Annotated in this window: 9 protein-coding genes; 5 read left to right on the forward strand and 4 right to left on the reverse strand. The window is 64.7% G+C overall.

Annotated elements, in window-relative coordinates:
- Nucleotides 1-324: 324 nt before the first annotated feature.
- Nucleotides 325-1581 (reverse strand): TIGR03862 family flavoprotein, encoded by a 1257-nt coding sequence (locus R3355_RS23945; protein ID WP_318963630.1) that lies wholly within the window; start codon nt 1579-1581, stop codon nt 325-327.
- A 451-nt stretch (nt 1582-2032) separates the two neighbouring features.
- Nucleotides 2033-2245, reverse strand: coding sequence for a DUF3079 domain-containing protein (locus R3355_RS23950; protein ID WP_318963631.1), 213 nt, complete (start codon nt 2243-2245; stop codon nt 2033-2035).
- A 209-nt stretch (nt 2246-2454) separates the two neighbouring features.
- Between R3355_RS23950 and R3355_RS23955 the strand changes: the two genes are divergently transcribed.
- Nucleotides 2455-4593: a 4Fe-4S binding protein gene (locus R3355_RS23955; RefSeq protein ID WP_318963632.1), complete on the forward strand. Its 2139-nt coding sequence runs from the start codon at nt 2455-2457 to the stop codon at nt 4591-4593.
- Between the two features lie 257 nt (nt 4594-4850).
- On the opposite strand, the gene katG is transcribed toward R3355_RS23955, so the two are convergent.
- Entirely contained in the window at nt 4851-7025 is a 2175-nt protein-coding gene (gene katG, locus R3355_RS23960; protein ID WP_318963633.1) for a catalase/peroxidase HPI, read from the reverse strand.
- Between the two features lie 473 nt (nt 7026-7498).
- Nucleotides 7499-8479: a GlxA family transcriptional regulator gene (locus R3355_RS23965; protein ID WP_318963638.1), complete on the reverse strand. Its 981-nt coding sequence runs from the start codon at nt 8477-8479 to the stop codon at nt 7499-7501.
- Nucleotides 8480-8566: 87 nt separating this feature from the next.
- On the opposite strand from R3355_RS23965, the gene R3355_RS23970 reads away from it, so the two are divergent.
- From R3355_RS23970 to R3355_RS23985, 4 genes are all read left to right on the forward strand, one after another.
- Entirely contained in the window at nt 8567-9769 is a 1203-nt protein-coding gene (locus tag R3355_RS23970) for an NAD(P)/FAD-dependent oxidoreductase (protein WP_318963634.1), read from the forward strand.
- A 378-nt stretch (nt 9770-10147) separates the two neighbouring features.
- On the forward strand, nt 10148-10528 hold the full coding sequence (locus R3355_RS23975; protein WP_318963635.1) for a rhodanese-like domain-containing protein: 381 nt from the start codon (nt 10148-10150) through the stop codon (nt 10526-10528).
- Nucleotides 10470-11081 (forward strand): rhodanese-like domain-containing protein, encoded by a 612-nt coding sequence (locus R3355_RS23980; RefSeq protein WP_318963636.1) that lies wholly within the window; start codon nt 10470-10472, stop codon nt 11079-11081. The genes R3355_RS23975 and R3355_RS23980 overlap by 59 nt, the downstream gene beginning before the upstream one ends.
- Nucleotides 11082-11183: 102 nt before the next feature.
- Entirely contained in the window at nt 11184-11510 is a 327-nt protein-coding gene (locus R3355_RS23985) for a hypothetical protein (protein ID WP_318963637.1), read from the forward strand.
- The last annotated feature ends 220 nt before the right edge of the window (nt 11511-11730 follow it).

Genomic DNA, 11730 nt, shown 5'->3' on the forward strand with positions numbered 1-11730 from the left:
AGCGATGGCTATCGCTGCGCTCAACCGTCGTAGGGGGCGCCGTGCGCACCAGGGTGACGGGGTGCATGATCGGACTCTGGATGATCAGGGTATTCGGTGCGCGCGGCGCACCCTACGGTGGGTAACCACTCCAGCGTCGCCAGCCCGGCCGTCCGGCCGCTGGCGAAGCAGGCGGTGAGCTGGTCGCCGCCGGTCGGCGCTTCCCAGTCGATGCTTGGTTATTGGGCCAGGCAGCGATGGCTATCGCTACGCTCAACCGTCGTAGGGTGCGCCGTGCGCACCAGGGTGACGGTGTGCATGATCGGACTCTGGATGATCAGTGTATTAGGTGCGCGCGGCGCACCCTACGGTGCGCAACCACTCCAGCATCCCCAGCCCGGCCGTCCGGCCGCTGGCGAAGCAGGCGGTGAGCAGGTAGCCGCCGGTCGGCGCTTCCCAGTCGAGCATCTCGCCGGCGCAGAACACCCCGGGCAGTTGCTTGAGCATCAGCCGCGTATCCAGCGCCTCGAAGGGGACGCCGCCGGCCGTGCTGATCGCCTCGTTCAACGGCCGCGGCTTGACCAGGGTCAGCGGCAACGCCTTGAGCGCGGCGGCCAGGCGGACGGGGTCGGCGAAGCAGTCGGCCGGCGCCAGCTCGCGCAACAGCGCGGCCTTGACCCCGTCGATGCCGACCTGGCGGTGCAGGTGCTTGGCCAGCGAGTGTGAGCCGCGCGGCTTGGCCAGTGCGCTTTGCAGCTTGGCCAGCGGGCTCTGCGGCAGCAGGTCGAGATAGACAGTGGCCGTACCCTGGCGGTTGATCCGCTCGCGGATGGGCGCCGACAGCGCATAAATCAGGCTGCCTTCGACGCCGCCAGCGGTCAGCACGAATTCGCCCTGGCGCGGCGTTTCGTCGTCCAGGCGCAGGCTGACGTTCTTCAGCGGCGCGCCGGCGAACTTGTCGCACAGCAACGGGCTCCAGCCGGCCACCTCGAAGCCGCAGTTGCTCGCCTGCAGCCGCGCGATCTCGACCCCGCGCGCCTGCAGCAGCGGCACCCAGGCGCCGTCGGAACCGAGCCGCGGCCAGCTGCCGCCGCCCAGCGCCAGCAGGGTCGCGTCGGCCTGCACGGCGGTTTCGCCAGCGGGCGTGGCGAGGCGCAGGGCGCCGTCGGCCGTCCAGCCCAGCCAGCGCTGGCGGGTGTGGAGCGTGACGCCCAGTTCGCGCAGGCGCTTGAGCCAGGCGCGCAGCAGCGGCGCGGCCTTCATGTCGGTTGGGAAGACCCGCCCGGAGGTGCCGACGAAGGTGTCGATGCCCAGGTCGTGAATCCAGGCGCGCAAGGCGTCGGCGTCGAACTCGGCGAGCAGCCGGGCGATCTCCTCGCGGCGCTTGCCGTAGCGCGCGAGGAACGCCGGCTTGGCCTCGGAGTGGGTGATGTTCATTCCGCCCACCCCGGCCAGCAGGAACTTGCGCCCGACCGAGGGCATGGCGTCATACAGCTCGACCCGGACCCCGGCCAGCGCCAGCACTTCGGCCGCCATCAGCCCGGCCGGGCCGCCACCGATGATGGCGACGCGAGGGACAATGTGCTGGGCCGAATCGGTCATGGGCGAGGCGCTGATAATGGCGGGAGAGGGCGCATTCTACCCGAGGGCTGGTGTTTGCAGCTTGCCGCAGGCCGACGGAACTCGTCGAGCGGCGAGATGCACTGCCGATGGCCGATCATTGGGCCACTTCAGCAATCCGCGGTCTGTAGGGTGTCACTCGCCGAAGGCAGTGCACCGTGGTCCACCGGCGCGACGCAAAGCTGGGGGGCTGTCGCTGCGCTCCGAGCGGCCGGCGTCCCAGGCCGCCCTACGATCTGGGGCAATCCGAGATGTGGAGCAATCCGCGGTCTGTAGGGTGTCACTCGCCGCAGGCAGTGCACCACTGGCTCGGCGGCGCGACACAAAAGCTGGCGGGCTGTCGCTGCGCGCCGAGGCCGCCCTACCCGCAGGCAGTGCACCATGGTTCACCGGCGCGGTACAAAAGCTGGCGGGCTGTCGCTACGCTGACGAGTCAGAGCGCTTCGTCCTCCGCCTTCTTCGGCTCGCCTGGCGCCTCGATACCCCAGTCGCCGAACAGGTACCAGTCATCTCCGAGCATTTCGGCCGGGTGCATGGTGCGGTCGGAACCATTGCCGCAATCCAGCGCCCCCGCCGGGCAATACCTGTCGCAGCCCCAGCAAATGCGCTCGGGATGCGGTGGATGTAAGGGGAATTTCTTGGCCATGTTCGCTCCTGCTGGTGCGGCAGTCGTCCCAAGGCTACTCCGCTCGGGCCAATAAATGCTTGATCCCGCACAAGAAGCCCGCGCGCGGCTGCAGATCCCTCCCTCCTTTCTACGACTGAAGTAGCGGCCGAACTGCCGGCAAGTCGCATGGCGCTCGGCCGCACGCTGGATAGCATGGTTCGATAAGGACAACACCGCCGAGGCGCGCCATGCCATCCTGCTTCAGCCGCTTCCCCTGCCTGCGGGTGCTGGCGCTGCTGTGCGCGCTGTTCAGCCAGCCGCTGGCCGCCGAGGCGTTGCAGGGCGAGATCCTCCAGCTGTTCCCGAAGGCCACGCGAATCGAGCCCAAGCAGGAGGCGCCGCCGGTCTACAGCGTCTACCAGCTCGACGAACTGCTCGGCTACGCCTTCGAGTCCGGCGACTATTCGAACCTGCAGGGTTTTTCCGGCAAGCCCATCCGCCTGCTCATCGGCATGGACCCGCAGGGCGTGCTGGCCGGGGTGCGGGTGCTCGAGCACCACGAGCCGGTGTTTCTCTATGGCCTGGGAGTGCAGCCGCTGCTGGACTTCGTCGAGCAGTACCGGCAGCACCCCATCAGCCGGCCGATCATCGTCGGCGGTCGCCGTGCGGACAGCGCGGACGGCGAGTCGACCATCCAGTTCGACGGCGTCAGCAAGGCCACGGTGTCGGTGGTCATCCTCAATGAAACCGTGCTGCAGGCGGCGCTGAGCGTCGCCCGGCAACTGCTCGACGGCTTCGCCAGCGGCCCGCTGGCCACGCCGAAAAGCGATCTGTACCAGCCAATGGACTGGCAACGCCTGCTCGACAGCGGCTATGTCCAGCGCTGGACGCTGGGCCGCGAGGAGGTCGAGGCGGCGCTGGGGCATCCCCTGAGCGATTTCCCCGAGTTCGATCAGGAGGATGACGGTGGTCCCTTCAGCGAGCTGCACTTCGCCTACCTCAACGCCCCGAGCATCGGTCGCAACCTGCTCGGCGCGGCTGGTTTTCAGCAGCTCAGCGAGCAATTGCAGCCCGGCGAGCAGGCACTGCTGGTGCTGTCGAGCGGCCTGTATCGGCATGTCCCGGCCGATTTCACGCCCGCCACCGCGACCAGCCGCCTGGTGCTGATGCAAAACGAGCAGGCCATCGAGCTGTACGACATGAACTTCAATAATGGCGAAGTGCAGGCGATGCTCGCCACGCCGCTGCAGGAGGTCGACGCGCACATCTTTCGCATCAAGACCCACGCCGCCTTCAATCCGGCGCAGCCCGCCGCCCTGCAACTGAACGTGAGTCTGCGGCGCAATCATCTGGTGGCAAGCAACAGCCACTTCACCCGGGCGTTCCAGCTCGACGAGCAGCTGTTCGATATCCAGCAGGCCGTCGCCCCGGTCGAGCCGGTACCAATCTGGCTACGCATGTGGCAGGAGCGCTGGTGGCAGATCGCCCTGCTGGTCGGCTCACTGATATTGCTGAGCGGCGTGTTCGTCTTCCAGCACCGCATCAGCGCGCACAGTCGCGGCTTTCACCTTTTCCGTGGCGGCTTTCTGCTGTTCACCCTGGTATTCATCGGGCTCTACGCCCAGGGCCAGCTGTCGGTGGTGAATATCTTCACCCTGCTGCTGACCCTGTGGCACGACTTCGATATCCGCGTGTTCCTGATGGACCCGCTGATTTTCATCCTCTGGAGCTTCACCTTCGTCAGCCTGTTCATCTGGGGCCGCGGCCTGTTCTGCGGCTGGCTCTGCCCCTTCGGCGCCCTGCAGGAAATCCTCGGCTGGGTCGCCAAGGGCCTGCGGATCAGGCAGTGGAAAATCGCCGAGCGCAGCCATCAGCGCCTGCAGAAGCTCAAATATGTCATCCTGCTCGGCCTGCTGCTCAGCGCCTTCTACTCCCTGAGCCTGGCCGAGCGCCTGGCCGAAGTGGAACCTTTCAAGACCTCGATCACCCTGTTCTTCGTGCGCAGCTGGCCGTTCGTGCTGTATGCCGTGATCCTGCTCGGCCTGGGCCTGTTCGTGCACAAGTTCTACTGCCGTTACGTCTGCCCGCTTGGCGCCGGCCTGGCCATGCTCGGCAAATTCCACCTGTTCGCCTGGCTCACGCGTATCGATGCCTGCGGCAACCCCTGCCAGCACTGCAAGAACCACTGCGAAATCGGCGCCATCGAACGCAACGGCCGCATCGACTACGACGAATGCATCCAGTGCCTGGAATGCATCGTGATCCTCAACAACGACGACCAATGCGTGGCCACCATCAGCGCGCGGAAGAAGGCGGAAAAGGCCGGCAAGCAGGGTGGCCGGGACAGGATCATCGTCAGCGACTGGCAACCGGAACAGGCCGGATAGGGTAGGGCGGCGATCCGTCGGGCCGCGTAGGTCGAGCGCAGCGATACCCATCGGCAGTAATCATGAAGGGGCTGCGTGGCCAGCCGCTTCTGCGACTGACTGCAGTGGGGCAGACGCGGGCTCGCAAAATTTATACAAGTGTTGAGGCGCCTCACCCGCTTTGGCGAGTGAGGCGTAGTGAGTCTGATCAATAGTCTTCGGCATCGAGTGTACTGATCGTTCCCCCGCAGGCATTGCGCGTAGCGGGGGAAGGCTTGTTACAACAGGTCGAAACGATCGGCGTTCATCACCTTGGTCCAGGCCGCCACGAAGTCCTTGACGAACTTCTCGCGGTTATCGTCCTGGGCATAGACCTCGGCGTAAGCGCGCAGGATCGAGTTGGAGCCGAAGACCAGATCGGCGCGGGTCGCCGTCCATTTCAGCGCACCGGTGTTGCGATCGCGAATCTCGTAGAGATTGCGCCCGGTCGGTTTCCAGGTGTTGGCCATATCGGTCAGGTTGACGAAGAAGTCATTGGTCAACTGGCCTTCACGGTCGGTGAACACACCGTGCTTGCTGCCACCATGATTGGTGCCGAGCACGCGCATGCCGCCGACCAGTACGGTCATTTCAGGCGCGGTCAGACCCAAGAGCTGGGTGCGATCAAGCAGCAGCTCTTCGGCGCTGACCACGTAGTCCTTTTTCAGCCAGTTGCGGTAGCCATCGGCCGCCGGCTCCATGTACTCGAAGGAGTCGACGTCGGTCATGTCCTGGCTGGCGTCGCCACGGCCCGGCGCGAAGGGCACGCTGACGTCGAAGCCGGCGGCCTTGATAGCCTGCTCGATAGCGAGGTTGCCGGCCAGCACGATCACGTCGGCCACGCTGGCACCGGTCTCGCTGGCAATGCCTTCCAGCACACCCAGCACCTTGGCCAGACGCGCCGGCTCGTTGCCTTCCCAGTCCTTCTGCGGAGCCAGACGAATGCGCGCACCGTTGGCACCACCACGCATGTCGGAGCCACGGAAGGTTCGCGCGCTGTCCCAGGCAGTGCTGACCATTTCGCTGAGGGTCAGGCCGCTGGCGGCGATCTTCGCTTTCACGGCGGCGACATCGTAGTCGCTCCGGCCTGCGGGCACCGGGTCTTGCCAGATCAGGTCTTCCTGCGGTGCTTCTGGCCCGATGTAGCGAGACTTCGGACCGAGGTCGCGGTGGGTCAGTTTGAACCAGGCGCGAGCGAACACTTCAGTGAAGTGGGCTGGATCCTGGTAGAACCGCTCGGAGATCTTGCGGTACTCCGGGTCCATCTTCATCGCCATGTCGGCGTCGGTCATGATCGGGTTGTGGCGGATAGCCGGATCCTCGACATCAACCGGCTTGTCTTCTTCCTTGATGTTGATCGGCTCCCACTGCCAGGCGCCGGCCGGGCTCTTCTTCAGCTCCCAGTCGTAGTTGAGCAGCAGGTAGAAGTAGCCGTTGTCCCACTGCGTCGGGTTGGTCGTCCAGGCACCTTCGATACCGCTGGTTACGGTGTCGCGGCCAACGCCACGGGTCTTGTGGTTGACCCAGCCCAATCCCTGCTCTTCGACATCCGCCGCTTCCGGCTCCGGACCTAGGTTGGCGGCGCTGCCGTTACCGTGGCACTTGCCGACGGTGTGGCCGCCGGCGGTCAGGGCGACGGTTTCCTCGTCGTTCATCGCCATGCGCTCGAAGGTGACGCGCACGTCCTGGGCGGTGCGCAGTGGATCGGGCTTGCCGTCGACGCCTTCCGGGTTGACGTAGATCAGGCCCATCATTACGGCTGCCAGCGGGTTATCCAGATCCCGTTCGCCGGAGTAACGGCTGCCTTCGCTACCGGTGGGCGCCAGCCATTCCTTCTCCGAACCCCAGTAGGTGTCCTGCTCGGGGTGCCAGATGTCTGCGCGGCCGAAGGCAAAACCGAAGGTCTTCAAGCCCATCGACTCATAGGCCACGTTGCCGGCCAGCACGATCAGGTCGGCCCAGCTGATCTTGTTGCCGTACTTTTTCTTGATCGGCCAGAGCAGGCGGCGAGCCTTGTCGAGGTTGACGTTATCCGGCCAGGAGTTCAGCGGCGCGAAACGCTGGTTGCCGGTGCCGGCCCCGCCGCGACCGTCCGCCACACGGTAGGAGCCGGCAGCATGCCAGGCCATGCGAATCATCAGGCCGCCGTAATGGCCCCAGTCGGCCGGCCACCAGTCCTGGCTGTCGGTCATCAGGGCAGTCAGGTCGCGCTTCAGGGCGGCCACGTCGAGTTGCTTGACCGCTTCGCGGTAGTCAAAGCCTTGTCCCAACGGATTGGTCTTGCTGTCGTGCTGATGCAGGATGTCGAGGTTGAGGGCGTTCGGCCACCACGCCATATTCGAGTTGCCGGTGGCGGTATTGCCGCCATGCATGACCGGGCACTGGCCGGTAGTTGTTTGGCTTTTCGGGTCCATATCAAGCTCCTATGGTTTGCAAATGGTCGGCTCGTCGGTGGGTCCCAGACGGCGGATCAGGTTCCCGGCTGGCCGCAGATTCCAGGCCAGGGGGTTATCAAACTGGAGCCGAGGGTAGCAGCAGGAGGGAGTCTTAAATACGGAGGGGGGTATTTAAAATCTCTATAGCTGCGTTAGCAATAATTGCGCTCAGGTCTGAGGCTGAATTGTTTAATGCCGCTCGTAGGTCACATACGGCATCACTGATGGTCTTGTCGGCTTGGTGTGGACTGATGCTGTCGGATGATGTTTTTCCGGATCAATGAAAAGGCTGTGGAGCGTTGACCGTGGTGGTCAGCTTGTTGCGCTGGGTTACTCCCGCAGGCCTGCTTCTGGTCGATGGCGGCCATGGCCGGTGGGCCGTTGCCGACTCGAAACGGCCGGCGCTGCGCAACAGATTGTCCGATAGGCAACATTGAGTGCGGCCAGAGGGACTAGCGCGAAAAGCGCTTGCGGTAATCCCGGGGCGAGATCGCCAAGTGGCGTTGGAAGGTGCTGCGCATCCGTTCCTCGTCGCCATACCCGCACTCACGAGCGACCTGGTCGATGTTGCGTTCCGAGTCCTCCAGCAGGCGGCGCGCCGCCTCCAGGCGAAACAGTTCCACGGCCTTGGCCGGTGAGCGGCCGGTCTTCTGCTTGTACAGGCGGGAGAAGTTCCGTGGGCTCATGTGGCAGCGCTCGGCCAGTACCTCCACCCCGAGATTGGGCTGGCCGAGGTTGTCGGCCAGCCAGCGGTGCAGTTCGTCGAACACCGCCACGTCCTGGGTCTGGGCCTGTAACAGTTCGCTGAACTGCGCCTGCCCGCCAGGCCGCTTGAGGAACACCACCAGCTCGCGCGCCACCTGCATCGCCACCTCACGGCCGCAGTCGGCTTCCACCAGTGACAGGGCCAGGTCGATCCCGGCGCTGACTCCGGCGGAGGTCCAGACGCTGCCCTGCTGGACGAAGATTGCGTCGTTGTCCACGTCGATGGACGGGAAGCGCACGCCCAACCGCTCACACATGGCCCAGTGGGTCGCCGCGCGCTTGCCGTCCAGCAGACCGGCCTCGGCCAGCAGGAAGGTGCCGCTGCATACCGACGCGGTACGCCGCGCCAGGTGAGCGTGGTCGGCGATCCAGCGAATCAGCTCGGCCGATTCGGCCACCACCTGTTCGATTGCCGGCGATCCGGGCACGACCAGCGTGTCGACGCTGTTCGCCGCGAAGCCGGACAGGGGCTGCGTGTCTACCGCCAGGCCCTCGGCGGTCTGCACCAGGCCACCCGCCAGGCTGACGGTCAACCGCTGGTAACCGGGCAGACCGCGCTCGCGCATGGCCTTGGTCGCGGCCCAGAACACGGTCTGCGCGCCAGTCAGGTCCAGTAGACCCACCTGCGGGTAGGCGATGAACAGGATGGTGCGGGGCATGGCTGGCATGAAATCCGGGTTATCTGTCATTTGTGCCAAATTCTTTCGCTTTTAGCATGGCTCCGTCAAACGAACCGAACCTATGCAGGAGTCATCATGGACCAACATATTCTGATCATCGGGGCCGGATTCGCCGGGTTGTGGAGCGCGCTGAGCGCCGCTCGCCTGCTGGATCAGCACGGTCGCAGCGACGTGCGCGTGACCCTGCTCGCGCCCCAGGCCGAACTGCGCATTCGCCCGCGCTTCTACGAACCGGACGTGCACAGTATGCGCGCACCGCTGCTGGACCTGTTCGCCGTCACCGGTGTGCAGTTCGTCCAGGGGCTGGCGCTGAGCATCGATGCCGAAGGCCGCAAGGTGACCTACCGTGACGCCGCTGGCGAGGAAGCCGCGCTGGGCTACGATCGCCTCATTCTGGCTGCCGGCAGCCAGTTGTTCCGGCCAGCCGTGCCGGGGCTGGCCGAGCACGCCTTCGATGTCGACCAGATCGAGCAGGCCGCGCGCCTCGAACAGCACCTGTGCGCCCTGGCCAACCAGCCGCAATCCGCCGCCCGCAACACTGTGGTGGTGGCCGGCGGCGGCTTTACCGGTATCGAAACCGCTACCGAGCTGCCGGCGCGCCTGCGTGCCATTCTCGGTGACGACGCCCAGGTTCGGGTCATCGTCGTCGAGCGCAGCGGCCAGATCGGCGCCAGCCTGGGCGATGGCATCCGCCCGGCCATCCTCGAGGCCTGCCGCGAGCTGGGCGTTGAATGGCGCCTGGGTGTGTCGGTCGCCTCGGTGGACGCTGGCGGCGTGGTGCTCGACGACGGTCAGCGCATCGACGCCAGCACGCTGATCTGGACCGTCGGCTTCCGCTCCAACGCTCTCACCCAGCAGATTGCCGCCCCGCGCGACGCCCAGGGCCGGTTGCAGGTGGACCGCCACCTGAAGGTCGAAGGCATGGCCACTATCTACGCCGCCGGCGATACCGCGCGCGCCGCCACCGACGAGTTGGGGAATTTCAGCGTCATGTCCTGCCAGCACGCCATCCCGCAGGGTCGCCACGCCGGCAACAATGCGGCGGCCGACCTGATTGGCGTCGCACCGCGGGACTACAGCCAGCCCAAGTACGTCACCTGCCTCGACCTGGGCGCCTGGGGCGCGGTGTACACCGAAGGCTGGGAACGCCAGCAGAAACTGGTCGGCGCCGAGGCCAAGACGCTGAAAACGCAGATCAACAGTCTGTGGATCTATCCGCCGGCGGCCGATCGCGCCGTGGCACTGGCGGCCGCCGACCCGGCAATCCCGGTGGCCTGAGCGGGCCGCTCGATCCGCCAGGGCAGCGCTGGACGTCGAACAACAGGGGACCACGGTTTTGGCTTGAATGATCAAGCAGACGCGGAATTAATCGCACCCCCCTGTGGTTCTCTGGCAGCCAGCAGCCCCTGGTGGGGCCGAGTCAGCATATGTATAAGCAGCACGTTCAACCAGACTTGCGCTAAATATACCCCGCGGGGTATATGTAGGCGGCGGTGAGAGACGCGTGATTCTAGTGATATGAGGCTGTGCTTGAACGCCGCCGGGACTCATCGAATATTCGTCCCGGGGTTGATTACCTGCGAACTCCTCGTTTACGACGCAGTGCTCTCGCCAACGGCCTTCTCCTTTTGCAATCCACCGTGCAGGAAATCGACAGTGAAAAGCGCCCATGACCTGGTGACCGAAGCCAAAGCCCGTATCCATGAACTCGATCTCGACACCGCCGAAGCGTCCATTCGCGAGGCCGACGTCCTGCTCGACGTGCGCGAAGCCGACGAATTCCACGCCGGGCATATCCCGGGCGCGGTGAACATCCCCCGTGGCCTGCTGGAGTTCAAGCTCAGCAACACCCCGGAGCTGTCGGCTCGCGATCTGAAGATTGTGTTGTACTGCAAGACGAGCGGCCGTGCTGCACTCGCCGCCTGCGCCTTGCACGATATGGGCTACCTGCAGGTGCAGTCGATCGCGGGCGGCTTCGATGCCTGGAGCGCAGCCGGCAAGGCGGTGGTCACGCCGAGCCTGCCAACCTTCGAGTAAGAGGAGAACGCGCCTGAAACGTCTTCTGCTCTCCGCGGCGCTGGGCTTTCTTGCCCTCACTGCTCAGGCCGCCGATATCGGCGTCACCGCCCAAGAAGTACATACCCGGGTCCAGCAAGCCGACGCCAAGCTGCTGTTCGTCGACGTCCGCGACTCGGTCGAGATCATGTTCGTCGGCTTCACCGACGCCGTGCACGTGAATGTGCCCTACCTGCTGGTCGATCGCAGCGTCTGGGACGACCAACGCGGCACTTACAAGATCGCGCAGAACCCAAACTTCGTTGCCGACATCCGTGCCGAGTTGAACAGGCGCGGCCTCGATGCGAACACCGAAATCGTCACCATGTGCCGCTCCGGCAGCGAGCGTGGCAAACCCAGCGCCAATTTCCTGCGCGCCAACGGTTTCCCCAATGCCCGCTACCTGATCGACGGTTTCCAGGGCTCGGCGATCAAGGAAGGCGCGCAGGCCGGCTTCCGCCTGCAGAACGGCTGGCAGAACTCGGGACTGCCATGGTCCCCGAAGATGACCGCGGAAAAGATGTACCGCCCATGACGCTAATACAAAAAATGGGACGGATTCATTTATAGGATAGACCGACCGCTCCTGGCCGACGCCGTGTAAAATCCTGCGCCCGAAAATGCAGGAGACAACACGTTGGCAATTCATTACTCCGCGTCCCAGGCAAATGTTGCATGCGGACGCACTGGCTCGAACCTGAACAGCACCCAGGATGTTACTCAGGTCTCATGCAAGCTCTGCCTTCGCACCGTTGAAAAGGGAGCCACTGAGCCTGTACGTAAGACACCAAGCCTCGCTGAGCTTAGAGCCGCGGCAAAAGCAGCCAAGGCTGCCCTCGCAACAGCTGAAGCGGCTAAGCCGACCTCTACCCTGACCCCTCGCGCCGAATGGCAGCAACGTCTGAAGCAACTGCCAGGTAGAAACCGCATCCCGCGCGGCGCAGCTCGGCAGGCATTTATCTAAGCGCTGCGGGCCATAAACGGACGCTTTCGGGCGTCCGCTTCCGATCCAATATAGCCGCAGGGAAAAGACCGGAGTCGGCCGATTCTGTTGAAAAAGTAGCTCCTCAGTCTGACCTGCGGCAAAATCTCTTCATTGGCCGGAGGGGGATCACCAGCATGATGGGACAGTTATCAAGTGGGCAGGAGCGACTGTTTTACTCGTTCAACCTTGAAGATCACAT

It is taken from the genome of Pseudomonas sp. (assembly GCF_033723075.1).
GTDB lineage: Bacteria > Pseudomonadota > Gammaproteobacteria > Pseudomonadales > Pseudomonadaceae > Aquipseudomonas.